The 15,539-nt window shown below is 70.9% G+C and carries 17 protein-coding genes; 9 read left to right on the top strand and 8 right to left on the bottom strand.

The features are described from left to right. Positions 1–657, top strand: a 657-nt coding sequence (locus AB0I88_RS02810) for a hypothetical protein (RefSeq protein WP_361017593.1), incomplete at its 5' end; no start/stop codon positions are given. Positions 658–786: 129 nt separating this feature from the next. Then, entirely contained in the window at positions 787–1,368 is a 582-nt protein-coding gene (locus tag AB0I88_RS02805; protein ID WP_361017592.1) for a YbjN domain-containing protein, read from the top strand. A 33-nt stretch (positions 1,369–1,401) separates the two neighbouring features. Here the strand turns inward: AB0I88_RS02805 and AB0I88_RS02800 are convergent, their stop codons facing one another. The 4 genes from AB0I88_RS02800 to AB0I88_RS02785 form a co-directional block, all read right to left on the bottom strand. Beyond that, positions 1,402–2,670 carry a delta-60 repeat domain-containing protein gene (locus AB0I88_RS02800; RefSeq protein WP_361017590.1) on the bottom strand — a complete coding sequence of 423 codons (1,269 nt, stop codon included), beginning with the start codon at positions 2,668–2,670 and terminating at the stop codon, positions 1,402–1,404. A gap of 64 nt (positions 2,671–2,734) precedes the next feature. Further along, on the bottom strand, positions 2,735–3,124 hold the full coding sequence (locus AB0I88_RS02795; RefSeq protein ID WP_361017588.1) for a globin: 390 nt from the start codon (positions 3,122–3,124) through the stop codon (positions 2,735–2,737). Continuing rightward, positions 3,121–4,398: an MFS transporter gene (locus AB0I88_RS02790; RefSeq protein WP_361017587.1), complete on the bottom strand. Its 1,278-nt coding sequence runs from the start codon at positions 4,396–4,398 to the stop codon at positions 3,121–3,123. Before AB0I88_RS02790 ends, AB0I88_RS02795 begins: the two co-directional genes overlap by 4 nt. Before the next feature lie 199 nt (positions 4,399–4,597). Then, a complete protein-coding gene (locus AB0I88_RS02785; protein WP_361017967.1) occupies positions 4,598–5,599 on the bottom strand; it encodes a mechanosensitive ion channel family protein in 1,002 nt (333 codons plus the stop codon). A 274-nt stretch (positions 5,600–5,873) separates the two neighbouring features. On the opposite strand from AB0I88_RS02785, the gene AB0I88_RS02780 reads away from it, so the two are divergent. Next, complete coding sequence (locus tag AB0I88_RS02780) at positions 5,874–6,422, top strand: HNH endonuclease (RefSeq protein WP_361017585.1); 549 nt, start codon at positions 5,874–5,876, stop codon at positions 6,420–6,422. On the opposite strand, the gene AB0I88_RS02775 is transcribed toward AB0I88_RS02780, so the two are convergent. Then, positions 6,419–7,195, bottom strand: coding sequence for a class F sortase (locus tag AB0I88_RS02775; protein WP_361017583.1), 777 nt, complete (start codon positions 7,193–7,195; stop codon positions 6,419–6,421). The genes AB0I88_RS02780 and AB0I88_RS02775 overlap by 4 nt on opposite strands. Positions 7,196–7,238: 43 nt before the next feature. After that, positions 7,239–7,721: a hypothetical protein gene (locus AB0I88_RS02770; protein ID WP_361017581.1), complete on the bottom strand. Its 483-nt coding sequence runs from the start codon at positions 7,719–7,721 to the stop codon at positions 7,239–7,241. Positions 7,722–7,967: 246 nt separating this feature from the next. Between AB0I88_RS02770 and AB0I88_RS02765 the strand changes: the two genes are divergently transcribed. Further along, positions 7,968–8,195, top strand: coding sequence for a hypothetical protein (locus tag AB0I88_RS02765; RefSeq protein ID WP_361017580.1), 228 nt, complete (start codon positions 7,968–7,970; stop codon positions 8,193–8,195). Continuing rightward, on the top strand, positions 8,182–8,577 hold the full coding sequence (locus tag AB0I88_RS02760) for a DUF5130 family protein (RefSeq protein ID WP_361017578.1): 396 nt from the start codon (positions 8,182–8,184) through the stop codon (positions 8,575–8,577). The genes AB0I88_RS02765 and AB0I88_RS02760 overlap by 14 nt, the downstream gene beginning before the upstream one ends. Positions 8,578–8,601: 24 nt before the next feature. Here AB0I88_RS02760 and AB0I88_RS02755 read toward each other — a convergent pair whose 3' ends face one another. Together AB0I88_RS02755 and pepN are read right to left on the bottom strand one after the other, a co-directional pair. Beyond that, the gene (locus AB0I88_RS02755; protein WP_361017965.1) at positions 8,602–9,153 is read right to left on the bottom strand and encodes a Uma2 family endonuclease; all 552 of its coding nucleotides are present in this window, start codon (positions 9,151–9,153) and stop codon (positions 8,602–8,604) included. A 136-nt stretch (positions 9,154–9,289) separates the two neighbouring features. Continuing rightward, a complete protein-coding gene (gene pepN, locus AB0I88_RS02750) occupies positions 9,290–11,845 on the bottom strand; it encodes an aminopeptidase N (RefSeq protein WP_361017576.1) in 2,556 nt (851 codons plus the stop codon). Positions 11,846–11,946: 101 nt separating this feature from the next. On the opposite strand from pepN, the gene AB0I88_RS02745 reads away from it, so the two are divergent. From AB0I88_RS02745 to AB0I88_RS02730, 4 genes are all read left to right on the top strand, one after another. After that, the gene (locus tag AB0I88_RS02745) at positions 11,947–12,579 is read left to right on the top strand and encodes a DsbA family protein (protein ID WP_361017574.1); all 633 of its coding nucleotides are present in this window, start codon (positions 11,947–11,949) and stop codon (positions 12,577–12,579) included. Positions 12,580–12,895: 316 nt separating this feature from the next. Continuing rightward, on the top strand, positions 12,896–14,092 hold the full coding sequence (locus AB0I88_RS02740) for a DUF1015 family protein (protein WP_361017573.1): 1,197 nt from the start codon (positions 12,896–12,898) through the stop codon (positions 14,090–14,092). Then, positions 14,092–15,009, top strand: coding sequence for an alpha/beta hydrolase (locus AB0I88_RS02735; RefSeq protein ID WP_361017571.1), 918 nt, complete (start codon positions 14,092–14,094; stop codon positions 15,007–15,009). The genes AB0I88_RS02740 and AB0I88_RS02735 overlap by 1 nt, the downstream gene beginning before the upstream one ends. Before the next feature lie 12 nt (positions 15,010–15,021). Further along, a complete protein-coding gene (locus AB0I88_RS02730) occupies positions 15,022–15,507 on the top strand; it encodes a ribose-5-phosphate isomerase (protein ID WP_361017569.1) in 486 nt (161 codons plus the stop codon). The last annotated feature ends 32 nt before the right edge of the window (positions 15,508–15,539 follow it).

The following is a 15,539-nucleotide window of genomic DNA, read 5'->3' as shown; positions in this document are numbered from 1 at the left end:
ACAGTCCACGGTCTGCTCGGGGTTCCCGACGCGGGCGCGTTCCTGGCGAGGCTGACCAGGCTCGATCCGGCCGCGCCGGTCCGGCTCCGGTCGTCCGGCGGGCGGACCGCCCTCTGGGCCCGGCTGCCCTGGGACGTGCTGGTCACCCGCGAGGTGGCCGGCCCGGGGCCGGGAGACGCCACGGTCTCCGCCGCCGAGCTGCTGGCCGTCCTGGCCGCCGGCGGGGAGACCCTGCCGGAGCGGCGCGACACCCAGTGGCGGTGGCCGCTGCCGCCGCCCGCGAGCCGGGCCGTCGAGTCGATCTCCGGCGCCGAGCTGGCCCGGCTGGCCGAGGCGGCTGCCGGGACGCTGCGGGAGGTCGCCTCGGGCGGCGTCTCCGGCCGGGTGGTCGGGCAGCGCGCGGTCCGCGACGCGCTCCTCGATCACGTCGCCCTCGTCGTCACCCCCGGCGACGGCGCGCCCGTGCAGATCTCCCAGCGGCTCGTCCAGGCGGTCGCTCGGATGGGTTTCCTCGGTCCGCGGGACGCGGATCCGGCGGAGGCCCGGGTTCGGGTGACCGGCGGCTGGGTGGGAATTTCTGCACCATATGGAGTAGCGTGGCGACAGAGCGTTCACAAATTGACCGTTATGCCGATGGTTAATCACCCGAAAGGGTGACGGCATATCGTTCTTCCGGTCCCGCCCTCTCGTTAGGGGGATGACCTTCAGGAGCGGTACGGGTACCGTCTGCCCTCGGATCCACTGCAACGTCCGGCGCTGGGTCTGTTGGGGAGTGAGGTGCACACGATGCCGTGGTGGTCATGGCGTCCGGGATCGGCTGCGAGCGACGAGCCGGATGCCGGTGGCGAGGTGGCGGTGCAGAGCAGCGTCCGCGTCGGTGTCCCGGCCCAGCGCGAGCCGAGCCGCTCCGGAGTTCCGTCCGACTTGTCCACGACCGGATCGTCCGATCTGGTCCTGCCGGTGCAGCTCGCTCGCGTCGGCAAAGCGCTCGACCTGCTCGACATCCGGTTCCTCGCTGACGGCGGCGGCAGCCTGCTGGCGATGTGGGAGCGGCATGCCGTGCTGTTCACTCTCGAGGGCCCGGAGGACGAGATCCTGGTGATGCGGGCCCGCCCGCACGCGACGGTCCCGCCGGACTGGGCGGACCGCGCCTACCGGGTGGTCAACGAGTGGAACCACACACGCCGGTTCTGCAAGGCCTACGTCGGCGACCCCACCGAGCGGGGCCAGCTCCCGATCTACGCGGAGCTTCAGGTGCCTCTCGCCGCGGGCGTCCACGACACCCTGCTCGTCGAGCTGCTCGACTGCGGCGCCGCGGTGGCCACGTCCTTCGTGGACTGGCTCCACGACGAGGGCGCCTTGCTGTAATTGCTTCGCTTCGCTCCGCGGCGAATCGCGGGCCTAACGCAAGGGGAACATGCCGATCCGGCCGTGGTATTCACGGCCCAGCTGGTCGGTGTCCGAGCCGACGAGCAGCCCGTTCGCCGTGACCAGGAAAGCGCGTACGCCGACACCCCGCGACCGGGTGGGATTCCACTCCAGCGCCTTGCCGGTGTTCGGGCTGACCGCGCCGATCCCGGGCCGGGAGACCGCGCCCGGCCCCGGCCCGTTGCCGTCGGTGCCGTAGGGGTTGTCGAACCACCGCTGGTGCCCGCCCAGGTAGACGGCCGGTCCGGTGATCGCGACGGCGTACAGCGAGTCGCCGCCGGTGCGCTGCACCCACGTCGGGTTGTGCCGTCCGCTGCCGCGCACCTCGAAGCGGGAGGCCGAGTCGCACAGCTTCTGCGCCGACGACGCCCGCCCGGTGGCCGCCACCACGATGTACGAGCCGTCCGGCGAGAACTTGACCTGCCGCAGGTACGTGTCGAAGCCTTTCATGCAGGTGGGCTTGAACGCGTCGGTGTACCAGCCGGTCAGGTCGGCCCCGGAGCCGCCGACGTCGAAGAGCGCGATCTGGGTACGGTCCGCGTTGCCCGACCGGAGGAAGGCGCCGATCGCGATCAGCCGGCTGCCGTCGGGGGAGACGTCGAAGTGCTCCACCCGGGTCCGTTTCAGTCCCGGCCCGGCCAGCTGCGCGTCGAAGCTCTGGTCCACCGATCCGGTCGCGCCGTTGAGCCGGACCAGACCGGCCCGCCGCACCCCGTTGACCGCCGAGAACGTGCCGCCCGCGTAGAGCCGGTCGCCGCGGCTGACCAGCGCCCGGACGTCACCCCAGTTGACCCGGGCGCCGAAGGATGTGTACCGGCTGCTGTCGCGCAGCGACACCCGTGTCATGCCGCGCTGGTCCGCGCCGTTGACACGCTTGAACGCGCCACCCATGTACACCGAGTGGTCGGGTCCGGCGGCCAGCGAGTAGACCGCGCCGTCCACCTCCGGGGCGAACGTCCGGATGGCGCCGTCGTGCAGCCCGAACGCGAAGATGTTCTTGCGCTCGTAGGTCTGCCGGCGGCTGCTGTCGGCCACCTTGTTGAAGGCTCCGCCGACCACCACCGTGTCACCGACCAGCGCCAGCGCCCAGACCGTTCCGTCGAGCACGTGCGGCGTCCAGTTCACCGGGTCGGCGGAGACCACCGACGGGTGGGCCCGGTCGGCCGTCGCCGGCACGGGTCCGGCCACCGCTGGAACGGCGACGACCGCGACAGCGGCGGCAGCGAGCAGACGACGGCGCATGAGACGGCTCTCCCCGGATTGCGAGTGACAATCCGATCAACGAGTCACCGCCGTAGGCGACACGCTAGTGGGCGGGCTCCGCGGGATCCATCGTGTTCACCATGAAATACGCCGCCCGCTCCAGGTAGCTCCAGAGTTCGGCCTCGTGCTGCGCGGGCAGCCCGAGCGAGTCGACCGCCACCCGCATGTGCCGCAGCCACGCGTCCCGGGCGTCCGCGTCGACCCGGAACGACGCGTGCCGCATCCGCAGCCGGGGATGCCCGCGACTGTCCGAATACGTCGAGGGGCCGCCCCAGTACTGGACGAGGAAGAGGGTGAGCCGGTCGGCGGCCGGCCCGAGGTCCTCCTCCGGGTACATCGGGCGCAGCAGCGGGTCCTCCGCGACGCCCTCGTAGAACTTGTCCACCAGGCGCCGGAACGTGGGTTCGCCGCCGACGGCTTCGAAGAAGGTCACCTCTCCATCCTGCCAGCATCCGCGGCGGTCGCCGGAGCGCCCTGGCGCGGCCAGGACAGGACGATGAGAAGCATCACGATCGCGCCGCCGACGCTCCACAGCCCGACCACGAGCGGCAGCCGGAAGTGGTCGGCCAGCAGACCGGTGATGATGACGGCGGTGAACTGGGTGACCTGCACCCCGCTGCCGACGACCCCGAACGCCCGGGCCCGGTAGCCGTCCGGCAGGGCCAGCGTGAAGTTCGCGTTCAGGGTGGGCAGCAGCGCGCCCTGGGTCAGGCCGGAGAGCATCACCAGCACCGCGACGACCGGCGCGGGCGGCGCCGTCAGCGACGGCACGAGCAGCAACGGCATGGCCACCGCGAGGTACGGGACGAGCCGCGCCCGGTGGTGGGCGGGCACGAGACGGCTGAACAGGATGCCGCCCAGCACGAACCCGAACGGCCCGGCCGCCATGATCAGACCCTGGTCGAGGCTCGAGGCGCTGTGGTCGGGAGTGCCTTCGACGGCCCAGGCCGCGGCGAGCCCTTCCGGGACGATCGCGAAGATCGTGACCGTGAACACCACGGTCACGATGGAGCGCAGCAGCGGGTGGGAGAAGACCAGCCGGAACCCCTCGGCGGTCTCCCGCAGCAGGTGGGTCCGCCCGCGGTCCGGGTTCGCGGCGGGCCGCCGGCTCACTCCGAAGGTGACCAGCAGCGCCGAGGCCAGGAAGGTCAAGACGTCGAGGCCGAGGGCGATCCGCGGGGTCAGGGCGACGGCCAGGGTGGCGCCGGCCATGTAGCCGACCACCTGGGCGGTCTGGCTGGCCGTCTGCTGGAGCGCGGTGGCCAGCGGCAGGCGCTCCCGCCCGACCAGCTCCGGCAGCAGCGCCGAGCGGGCCGCCTGGGCGGGCGGCGCGGCGAGACCGGCCAGCAGCAGGATGAGCAGCATCAGCGCCACCGGGATGTGCGGGATCAGCAGCAGCGCGATCAGCGCCATCCGGGTCAGGTCCGCGACGATCATGACCCGGCGGTACGGGTACCGCTCGGCCACCGCGGACAGCAGCGGCCCGACGATCCAGGGCAGGAAGCCGACCGCGAACGAGGCCGCGGAGAGCAGCACCGACTGGCTCTTGTGGTAGACCAGCACCGTCACGGCGGCCCGGGAGAGGTAGTCGCCGAGCCAGTTGATCAGGGTGGCGAGGTAGACCGCACGGTACTCCTTGAGCCGGAAGATGCTGCGGAAAGTAGCGTTGCCCCCACTTTTTGTAGCCATGTTGGGGTCGTTCGCCACCGAAGCCTCCATCGCTTTCGACAATCGCCGAAGCACGACGAAGGCCGTGCGCGCCCGCTGTTCTTCGGAGACGGGCGCGCCGCTTGTGCAGAATCTGTAGCGGATTCTGCCCGATCGTCCTAGTCGATGCTAGTGAATGCGCGGCTAGAATTGGCCGTTCGGGTGAGAGTGCAAACGTTTCCGGTGCCGTAAGCGCTGGTCAGGTGGCTCCACCGGGGCGCTGCGGCTCACCCGCGGAAGGCGAAGAATTCTCGTTGCCGCCGAGCCAGGCCGGTGGGACGGCGCTGCGTGGCAGCCGGGACGCCGCGATCCGCTCGGACAGGCCCGACGTCTCCAGCGACTCGGTCAGCGCCCGGCGCAGATCCCGCTGGATCACGATCTGGCTGTCGGAGGTGGTCTTCGCGATCGTCCGGATCACCGCGCCGTCCACGGTGAGCTGCTCGACGCCGACCACCTCCGGCGGCTCCAGGAACTCGGTCTGGTGCTCCGGCTCGTGCGCCACCGACTCGGCCGCGATCCTCAGCACGGCGACCGCCTCCTCCGAGTTGACGAAGCCGATCGGGATGTCGATCACGACCATCGCCCAGCCCTGGCTCTTGTTGCCGACCCGGACGATCTCACCGTTGCGGATGTACCACAGCACACCCCGGGCGTCACGGACCGTGGTGATCCGCAGGCCGACGCTCTCCACCACGCCGGTCGCCTCGCCCAGGTCGACCGTGTCGCCCACGCCGTACTGATCCTCCAGCAGCATGAAAAGACCGGCGATCAGATCCTTGACCAGGCTCTGCGCGCCGAAACCGAGCGCCACGCCGACGATGCCGGCGCTGGCCAGCAGCGGCCCCAGGTTGAAGCCGAGCTCACCCATCACCAGCAGCGCGGCCATGGTGAACACCACCGCGCTGACGAAGCTGCGCAGCACCGAGCCGATCGCCTCGGCCCGCTGACGCCGCCGCTCGGGGATGAACTGCCCCTCCTCGGCGGTGACCGTCACCTTCTCCTTCAACGGCTTGAGCAGCGCCGGCATGGAGGCCCGGGAGGTGCTCGACGCCAGCCGCGAGATCGCGCGATGCAGCAGCCAGCGGATCAGCATCGCGATCAGGATGATCCCGATGATCCGCAGCGGCTTGATGACCACGACGTAGCTGCTGTTGCCAAGCCACTGGCTGCCGGTCCAATGGACGAGCCGGCCACAGAGCACGTCGGCGCCGCAGGCCTTCTCGACGTCGGTGCTCGTGAAGATGTCCGGGGTCGACGGGCTGGGCGTCGGAGCTGAGAGGAACACGGGGACAGAAGGTACCGGGTCCGGCTGGGTGAAGACCTCAGACGTTTACCGCGAGGCCACAGATTGTGCTCGCAATTTGGTTATTCATCAGGGACTATTGGCGCACGGGCCCCGTGCGGCGAGGCCCACATCACACACGCATGGGCTACGGGAGCGGTTACAAGCAACTGACACCGGAAGGGTGATCGCGATGCCTGACATACGACCCACGGTTGGCTCTTCCGCGTTGGTGCTGAACGCAACCTACGAGCCGCTGTGCGTCGTATCGGTGCGTCGAGCCACCATCCTCGTCCTGACCGCCAAGGCGGAGTGCGTCTCCGACGGCGACGGCATCCTGCACAGCGCCCACCACACCCTCCCGGTCCCCTCCGTGGTCCGTCTCACGCGGTATGTGAAGGTGCCGTACCGCACCCATGTCGGGCTCTCCCGCCGGGCCGTCTTCGCCCGTGACGGCGGTCGCTGCGCCTACTGCCGCGGCTCCGCCGAGACCATCGACCACGTCTTCCCGCGCAGCCGGGGCGGCCTGCACGCCTGGGACAACGTGGTCGCCGCGTGCGCCAAGTGCAACCACAGCAAGGGTGACAAGACCCCGGCCGAGCTCGGGTGGCGCCTGCACGCGCTGCCGGCCGCCCCGCGCGGTGTCGCCTGGCGGGTGCTCGGGCACCGGACCCCCGACCCGCGCTGGATGGACTGGCTCGACCTGCCGACCGTCCCGGTCGAGACCGCCGAGGCGGCCTAACTCTCGCCGGAGACCAGGGAGGCGAAGACGACGATGTTGTCCTCGTAACCCTCCGCCCCGCCCAGCCATCGTCCGCCGCACGTCATGAGACGCAGCGACGGGCGCGTGTAGTCGCCGTAGACGCGCTTGGCCGGCAGCTTGTTCTTGTCGAACCTCTCCACCGAGTTGACCTCGAAGACCGCCTTCGTGCCGTCCGCGCGCCACACCCGGATCTCCTGGCCCGGCTTCATCGTGTCCAGCTTGTGGAAGACCGACGGCCCGGTCCGGGTGTCGGCGTGCCCCACGATCAGCGCCGGACCGTACTGCCCCGGCGTCGGCCCGCCCTCGAACCAGCCGGCCTCGTTGTGCCGTTTCAGCGGCGGCACGTCCACCGACCCGTCGTTGGCCAGCCCCACCTCGAGAACCGGCGCCGACACCCGCAGCGCCGGGATCTCCAGCCGCTCCGGGCGGCTCGGCTCCATCACCGGGTACTCCCGCGGCGGCGGCTTGTCCGGCCCGCGGAACAGCCCACCGACGTCGAAACCGGTCGCGAAGCCCACTCCCATGCCGACCACGAACAACCCGAGGAAGAGCAGCACGAGCGCGAGCACCCCGATCGTGCCGCCCCGGCGGCCGCGCACGGGGCGCGGTGTCGGCGACCGCCCGGGCAACGGGATCCGGAACGGCGACCGCCCACGGATCGCCGGGGTGGGCGGCAGTGGCCCGGTCACCACTCCCGGCGGCGGCGCGGTGATCACCTGGGCCGGGCGCTTGCGCGCGACGGCGTCAGGCACACGCGTGCCGGAGGGCGGGCGCTCTCCCTGGGCCACGGCAGCCTCAGCCGAGTCGACGGCGGCGCAGTGACATGACGCCGAGCCCCAGCCCGGCCCCCACGGCGAGCAGGCCCCCGCCGATCAGCAGCGAACCGGTGGCGCCCGGCGCGGTGCCACCGCCCCCGGTGGCCGGCCCGCGGCTCGGCTCGACGCCCGCGACGACGTGCAGGGTGGTGGTCGCGGCGCCGCCCTCCGTGCAGCGCAGGGCCACCGGATAGTCGCCGGGCTCGGTGTCGTTCGGCACCCGTACCGTTGCTGTCAGGAAGCCGAACTCGGGCTCGACGGTGACCGAGCCGATCGGCTCGGCCGTCACGGTGGCCGGTTTGAGATTGTCCTCGCAAGAGGCGCGGATCGAGACCTCGTCACCGGCCGGGACGGTGCTCGGGTTGAGTTCCACGAAGACGGCGGCGGCCGCCTGCGCGCCGGATGGGACACCCAGCAGAGCGAGGGTGAGCGCCGCCGCAGCGGCGGGGACGGAAGTACGCATCGGATCCCCCTCCTGCCGTTCGCGACGGAAAGTACGCGGACGGCGCGTGAGGGTGATTTTCGCACCTGCGGGCCCGATCCGCGTAGATCCCGACGGCGTGAGACCCCGGTTCGAGACCCGACGCTCCGGGACGACACGCGCTCCGCTACGGTGATTGATGTTCGGAATACGCAGGATCACCCGGCGCCTGGGGGCGTTCAGTTGTCAGTAATCAGCACCGTTCTGGTCTTCGTGATCATTCCGGTAGTGATCATCGGGACGATCGCGACTCTCGTGCTCGCCGGCTCCGACCGGTCGAAGCCGGACCGTCGTTACCGGCCGGGCCGGCCCTACGACTTCCCGGCGATGTGGTTCACCGCAGCGCCGCAGCAGGTCGCGCCGACATCGGCCGCCCACACCGGACTGGTCATCGAGGACAGCTCCGGCGCACCGGTCCGGCCAGGTCCCACAGGAGGCGCAAGTGACAGTTGGTGAGGTCGCCCCGCTCGAGCAGCCCGCCGAGGGTCCCTTCACGACCCGGCAACTGCTCCGTCTCGACGAGGCGCTCCGGATCGCCGACCAGGTGACCGGTCTCCACTTCAGCATCTACCTCGGCGAGCTCGGCGAGCCGCTGCGCGCCTCCGCCGAGGAGCTGCACCGGCAGACCCGCGACCCGCAGCGCTCAGTGCTGATCGCGGTCTCGCCCAACCAGCGCAAGCTGGAGATCGTCACCGGCGCCGACGCCCGTAAGCGGATCACCGACCGGGACGCGAAGCTGGCCGGCCTGTCGATGGCCGCCTCCTTCGGTGGCGGTGACCTGGCCGGCGGCCTGCTCATCGGGATCGACCAGCTGGCCACCCACGCCGGCGCGGCCTGACCGGTCCGGTCGCGCTGACCGGACCTAGCGCCAGAGCGCAGGACTCACCCGGACCGGATAGGGGCTGTCCAGCCGGGCCTGGCCGTCGGCACTGACCGGCTCCACCGCCTGGTAGACGTCGTCCGTCAACCGGTACGCCTGAAGCGCCGGGCCGGCCTCCACACGCCAGTAGGCGGGGATGCCGGCCGCCGCGTACACGGCCGGCTTGAGCAGCCGGTCGTACCGCCGGGTCTCGTCGGCCTCGATCTCCACCACCAGCGCCACATCCGCCGGATCGACCCAGATCGCCCCGGAGGAGTGCGGCCGCAGCACCGTCACGTCCGGCACCAGGTTGCTCGTGCCCAACTCGATGCCGAGCCGGGCGCACACCCACCAGCCGGGTGGCGCCGCCGAGCGCAGCGTGGTCACCACCGCCTCGACCAGCGAGTCGTGCCGGCTGTCCGGCGGTGGGGTGACGTGCAGACTGCCGTCGAGGATCTCGTACCGGTGCCCGTCCTGGGGAAACAGGTGCAGATCCGGCTCGGTCCACCGGCCCTCCGGCGCGCTCCACCGCACCGGCGAACCCTGGCTCAGCATCGTCACGGGCCACCTCCATCACCGCGGAGTGCCAGACTACTCACACAGAGTTGTTTCCCGTGGATTACGCCGCGGTAAGTTGCCGCATGTGAAAGGCCCGCCCCTCTAAAGCGGGACGGGCCGTCATCACTTTCGGTCAGGCCGAGCGGTCCTTCGCCCGAGCCCTGAGCGCCCGCAGCACCCCGTCCCGGCCCTCGGCGACCAGGCGCCGCAGCGACGCCGGATTGCCCTCCCGGGCCAGCCACGCGTCGGTGAGCGCCACCGTCTCGTCGCTGATCTGGTAGGCCGGGTAGGCCATCATCGCGAACTCCTGCGCCGGCTCACTGTCCGAGCGAGCCCACACGTCCCCGACGACCTCGAAGAACTTCTCCGCGTACGGCGCGGTCAGCGCCACCTGCCGGGTGCTCTGGAAACCCTGCAGCAGCGACCGGTTCAGCCAGTTCGGCGGCGCCTGCGGGCCGGTCAGCTCGGCCCACACACGATCCTTGTTCTCCACGGTCGGCAGCAGCGCCCGGGCGATCGCCGCCTCCCGCTCGCCGCTGGCCGTCCGGTCGCCTGCCAGCTCGTCGTCGATCTCGGACTCCCCGGCGGCGCCCAGGGCCGACAACGCCTGCAGCAGCGACCAGCGCAGCTCGGTGTCGACGACCAGACCCTCCGGCTTGGCACCGCCGGTCAGCCAGCCGCGCAACACCGCCGCCTGCTCCGGGGTACGGGACGCGCCGATGAACGCCCGTGCCCAGGTCAGCTGCCAGCCGCTGCCCGGTTCGGCGGCCGCCAGCCGGGTCTCGGCCAGAGTGGCCAGCTGCGCCCAGCCCTGCGGCGCCCACTCCGGGTCGGCGAAGCTCGCCAGCGCCGTGGACGCCTGCCGCAGTGTGGCGGTGGCCAGGTTGATGTCGTCCTCGGCGGGCAGGCCGGCGCAGACCAGCGCCACGTAGTCGCGGGCCGCCATCTCGGCGTCGCGCAGCATGTCCCAGGCGGCGGCCCAGCACAGCGCCCGCGGCAGCGACGACTCGAAACCGGCGATGTGGCGCACCAGCACGCCCAGTGACCGCTCGTCCAGGCGCAGCTTCGTGTACGTCAGGTCGTCGTCGTTGATCAGCAGCACGTCCGGGGCCTTCACCCCGGCCAGCGCGGCGATCTCGGTACGCTCCCCGGCCACGTCCACCTCGAGCCGTTCCCGCCGCACCAGACGGTCGCCGTCCAGGTCGTACAGGCCGATGCCGATCCGGTGGGTGCGCAGCGTCGGGTAGTCGGTCGGCGCCTCCTGCTGGACGACGACGCTCGTGTAGGCGCCGGCGTCGTCGATCTCGACGACCGGGCGCAGCGTGTTGACCTGAGCGGTCTCCAGCCACTGTGCCGCGAACTTGCGCAGCTCCCGGCCGGACGCCGTCTCCAGCTCGGTGAGCAGGTCGTCGAAGGTGGCGTTGCCCCACGCGTACTTGCCGAAGTAGGCGCGCAGGCCGGTCAGGAACGGGTCCAGGCCGACGTACGCCACCAGCTGCTTGATCACGCTGGCGCCCTTGGCGTACGTGATCCCGTCGAAGTTGACCTCGACGGCCTCCAGGTCCGGCATCTCGCAGTACACCGGGTGGGTGGAGGACAGCTGGTCCTGCCGGTAACCCCAGGACTTGCGGATCGACAGGAACGTCGACCACGCGTCGGTGAACCGGGTGGCCTCGGTGTTGCACCAGTGGCTCGCCCACTCGGCGAACGACTCGTTGAGCCACAGGTCGTTCCACCAGCGCATGGTGACCAGGTCGCCGAACCACATGTGGGCCAGCTCGTGCAGGATCGTGTTGGCGCGCTGCTCGTACTCGTAGTCGGTGACCTGCGAGCGGAAGATGTAGTGCGACTCGGCGTGCGTGACGCAGCCGAAGTTCTCCATCGCGCCGGCGTTGAAGTCCGGCACCCAGAGCTGGTCGTACTTCGGCAGCGGGTAGCGCACCCCGAACTGCTCGTGGAAGAAGTCGAAGCCCTGTTTCGTGATCAGGAAGAGGTCGTCGGCGTCCAGATGGCGGGCCATCGAGGCGCGGCAGAAGACGCCCAGCTCGATGCCGTCGTGGGAGTCGCGCACCTCGTGGTACGGCCCGGCGCAGATCGCGGTGATGTAGGTGCTCATCCGCGGCGAGGTGGTGAAGTGGACGGTCTTCGCGCCGAAGCCCGCCTCCTCCTCCGATCCCACCGGCATGTTCGAGACGACCTTCCAGTGCCCGGGAGCGGTCACGTGCCACGTGAACACGCTCTTGAGGTCTGGCTGGTCGAAGCACGCGTACGCCCGCTGGGCGTCCGCCGTCTCGAACTGGCTGTAGAGGTAGACCTCCTTGTCGACCGGGTCGAGGCTGCGCTGGAGCCCCTGGCCGCTGGCCGAGTACTTGAAGTCGCCGGACACCACCAGGGTGTTCTCGGCGGCGAGCCCCGGCAGCGGCAGGCCGGTCTCCGGGGACCACCCGCTGAGGTCCAGCGGAACCCCGTTCAGCGTCGCGGAGTGGATCCGCGCGGCCGCCGCCTCGGCGAACGTCGCCGCGCCGGGCTCGGCGCACCGGAAGCTGATCACTGAGGTGGACCGGAACGTGTCGGAGCCGGGATTGCCGTGCCCGTCGGTCAGGTCGAGGGTGATGTCGTACCCGGTCACCTCGAGCAATCGACCACGCTCCGCAGCCTCGACCTGGGTCAGGTTGTGAACACCGGCCACGTGCACTCTCCTTCGAGCTGACTGCGTTTACCCGAAGCCTATGCGGCGACCGCGACGCAACTCACCCCGACCGGCGGCCGAATGAGGAGGAAGATCGAGCCATGACTCAACGTTCCACCGTCGACATGTGGTTCGACCCGCTCTGCCCGTGGGCCTGGATCACCTCCCGCTGGCTGCTGGAGGTGGAGAAGGTCCGTCCACTGGACGTCCGGTTCAACGTGATGAGCCTGTCGGTGCTCAACGAGGGCCGCGACGAGCTTCCCGAGCGTTACAAGGAGTTGCTGGCCAAGGGCTGGGGCCCGGTCCGGGTCTGCGTCGCGGCCGCCGAGGCCGCCGGCCCGGAGGTCCTGCGTGACCTCTACACCGCCCTCGGCACCCGGATCCATCTGCGGAAGTACGAGATCGACGACCCGAAACTGTTCCAGGAGGCGCTGGCCGAGGTCGGCCTCGACCCGGCGCTGGCCGAGGCGGCGCACACCGACGCCCACGACGGGGCACTGCGGGCCAGCCACGACGCCGGCATGAAGCCGGTCGGCACCGACGTCGGCACCCCGGTCATCCACGCTCCCGGGCCGAACCCGGGGGAGACCGTGGCCTTCTTCGGGCCGGTCATCACCCCGGCGCCGAAGGGCGAGGCCGCCGGCAAGCTGTGGGACGGCGTCCTGCTGGTCGCCGGCACGCCCGGCTTCTACGAGCTGAAGCGCAGCCGCGATCTGGGACCGATCTTCGATTAGTTGCCATTCGGGGGCGACGCCCGCGAAAGGCGAACTTCGGCCCGCCATCCGTCGTTGGATGGGGTGATGTACACCTCACCCAACGCGGAGGCGGGTATGCCGGAGAGTAAGCCGGTCGAATTGAGCATCAGTGTTCAGCGGGAGTTCTGGGACTATTTGCCCCCGGAAGTGGCTTCCATGCTCGCTCCTCCGGTGATCGTCACCGCCACGCCCGCCGAACGCGAGGTGAATTCCCCCTCCACGGCACGGTTGAGCAGGTCACCGGGGAAGACGCCGGTGGGTGGGGGCCGACGGCGCGCCGGGTAAGTTGCCTGCCATGACGGTCGTGCACCCGATCAGCCGGGCCTGGATCACCAACGGGGGTACCGGGGCCCAGAACTACGACGAGTTCGCCGACGACGCCGAAATCACCGACATCATCAAGGCCAACCCGCACAGCGCGCTTGCCGTGGAGATGCCACACCTCGCGCCCGAGTCCCTCGGGAAGTCCTTCCTCGAGTCACTGCCGGACGCCGTGGTCCGTCTGCAGCGTGATCAGGCCGAGGAGAAGTACCGGCAGGCCGAGCACGTCGTGGTGCTCTACCGCATCACGGGACCGGGCGAGGCGCCGGCCTACGGCCTGTGGAGCATGGTCGAGACCGGCCAGATCTCCACCAGCGCCGACGAGCCCGGCCTGGTCATCCGCAACGAGGACGTCTTCATCAGCAAGGTCCGCGAGCGGGTCGCGCTGGCCGAGGCGGTCAACACGCTGCTCTCCCCGGTCCTGCTGCTGCAGACCGGCCGCGGCGAGGAGCTGCACGCCGCGCTGGCCGAGGCGACCGGCGCCGCCGGTGAGCCGGCCGCGGTCGACGTCGACAACACCGGCCGCACCCACGCCATCTGGCCGGTCGGCCCCGGCGAACTCCAGGACCGCCTCCTCGCGCTGGCCGGCGGCGGCGAACTGGTGGTCGCCGACGGCAACCACCGCAGCCTGGCCGCGCAGACCGGCGGGCTGGAGCGGTTCCTGGCCGTCGTGACCACGCCCTCGTCGGTCTTCATCCAGCCGTACAACCGCCTGATCAGTGAGCTGCCCGCGCCGCTCGGCGAGCTGCTGGAGCGGCTCCGCGCGGCCGGCGCGACGGTCACCGAGGTGCCGCGTGCCGCGCAGCTGCCACCCAAGGGCACCATCGAGATGTACGCGGCGGGCCGCACCTTCGCCCTGGAACTGCCGTCCGACCCGGCCGGCGCCACGGTGGAGAACCTGGACCACGCCCTCGTCGAGCGTGTCCTGCTGCGTGACTCGCTGGGCCTGGACCCGGGCGACAAGCGGATCTCCTACATCGGCGGCGACTACCCGGTCGAGTGGCTGCGCGGCGAGGTCGACGCCGGCCGCGCCGAGCTGGCCGTCCTGATCGCCCCGGTCACGGTGGAGGACTTCGTCGAGGTGAACCTGGAGCGGCTCAAGCTGCCCCGCAAGAGCACCTGGTTCACCCCGAAGGCCCGCGGCGGCCTGGTGCTGGCCGAAATCCGCTGATGATCCACCCGCAGGTCACGGCCGCCGCCGAGGTGAGGCGGCGGCCGTCTTCGAAGCAGCTGGCCGTGGACCCCTACCAGCGCCTGCTCGAGGTCCGGGCGGCCATGGAGGAGTCCAACGAGGCCGAGTCCGGTCCGGCGTGGCCGCTTCCGGTGGTCGCCGACTTCGACGCCGACGGCGTGCCCTGCCGTCTCTACGCGACCCGGACCGGCGCCCCGGTCCTGGTCTACCTGCACGGCGGCGGCTGGTGTTACGGCAGCATCGAGACCGTCGACCGGTTCTGCCGCCGGGTCGCGGAGCGTTCCGGCTGCGCGGTGGTCTCGGCCGGCTACCGCCTCGCCCCCGAGCACGTCTTCCCGGCAGCCCTCGAGGACGCCGAGACGGTCGTGTCCTACCTGCGCCGCTCCGGCGCCGACCTGGGGCTCGACGTCGCGCGGCTGGCGATCGGCGGCGACAGCGCGGGCGGCCAGCTCGCCACCGTCACCGCCCGCCGGCAGCGCGACGCGGCCACCCCGGTGGACTTCCAGGTGCTCATCTACCCGGCCGTCGACCCGCTCACCTCCGCCGAGTCGTACGACGAGGTCGGCGAGTACGGCCTGGACCGCGCCTCGATGAAGCTCTCCTGGGAGACGTTCGTCCCCGACCCGGTGCGCCGGCTCACCCCGGACGTGGCGCCGCTCGCGGTCGCCGACCTGTCCGGGATGCCACCCACCCTGCTGATCACCGCCGAGTACGACGCGCTGCGCGACGAGGGCGCCGACTACGCGAACGCGCTGATCGCCGCGGGCGTCCCGGTGGTGCACACCCGTTACATGGGTGTGAACCACGGATTCGCCCGCAAACTGGCCATCATCGACGCCGCGCGGGCCGCGGCTGATCAGGTGGCCTCCGCCCTGCGTTCGGCCCTCACCTTCTGAAAGACTTCTGCCATGCGTCTCTACCTGGGATCCGACCACGCCGGCTTCGAGCTGAAGAACCACCTCGTGAACCACCTGAACAAGCAGGGGCACGATGTGGTCGACGTCGGACCGCACGTCTACGACGCCGAGGACGACTACCCGGCGTTCTGTTTCCACACCGGCGTGAAGGTGGTCGCCGACCCCGGATCGCTCGGCATCGTCATCGGCGGCTCCGGCAACGGCGAGCAGATCGCCGCGAACAAGGTCCCCGGCGTACGGTCCGCGCTGGTCTGGAAGGCCGAGATCGCCGAGCTGGCCCGCCAGCACAACGACAGCAACGTGATCGCCATCGGCGCCCGCCAGCACACGCTGGACGAGGCCACCGCGTTCGTCGAGGCGTTCATCGCGACGCCGTTCTCCGGCGACGCCCGGCACGCCCGCCGGATCGGCCAGCTCACCGATTACGAGGTCGCCCGGAAGTTGCCCGAGCTGCCCGAGTCGGCCACCACCGCCTGACCCCGTAACCCACCTTCAGCCGGTCGTCCGGG

The organism is Actinoplanes sp. NPDC049802 (genome assembly GCF_040656595.1).
GTDB lineage: Bacteria > Actinomycetota > Actinomycetes > Mycobacteriales > Micromonosporaceae > Actinoplanes.
Note: the sequence above shows the minus strand (reverse complement) of the source record. Positions and strands in the feature narration are given on the sequence as shown.

Coding starts and splice junctions, on each gene's coding strand:
- AB0I88_RS02805 (WP_361017592.1), top strand. CDS start 787: ATGCCGTGGTGGTCATGGCGTCCGGGATCGGCTGCGAGCGACGAGCCG.
- AB0I88_RS02800 (WP_361017590.1), bottom strand. CDS start 2,670: ATGCGCCGTCGTCTGCTCGCTGCCGCCGCTGTCGCGGTCGTCGCCGTT.
- AB0I88_RS02780 (WP_361017585.1), top strand. CDS start 5,874: ATGCCTGACATACGACCCACGGTTGGCTCTTCCGCGTTGGTGCTGAAC.
- AB0I88_RS02770 (WP_361017581.1), bottom strand. CDS start 7,721: ATGCGTACTTCCGTCCCCGCCGCTGCGGCGGCGCTCACCCTCGCTCTG.
- AB0I88_RS02755 (WP_361017965.1), bottom strand. CDS start 9,153: ATGCTGAGCCAGGGTTCGCCGGTGCGGTGGAGCGCGCCGGAGGGCCGG.
- AB0I88_RS02745 (WP_361017574.1), top strand. CDS start 11,947: ATGACTCAACGTTCCACCGTCGACATGTGGTTCGACCCGCTCTGCCCG.
- AB0I88_RS02740 (WP_361017573.1), top strand. CDS start 12,896: ATGACGGTCGTGCACCCGATCAGCCGGGCCTGGATCACCAACGGGGGT.
- AB0I88_RS02735 (WP_361017571.1), top strand. CDS start 14,092: ATGATCCACCCGCAGGTCACGGCCGCCGCCGAGGTGAGGCGGCGGCCG.
- AB0I88_RS02730 (WP_361017569.1), top strand. CDS start 15,022: ATGCGTCTCTACCTGGGATCCGACCACGCCGGCTTCGAGCTGAAGAAC.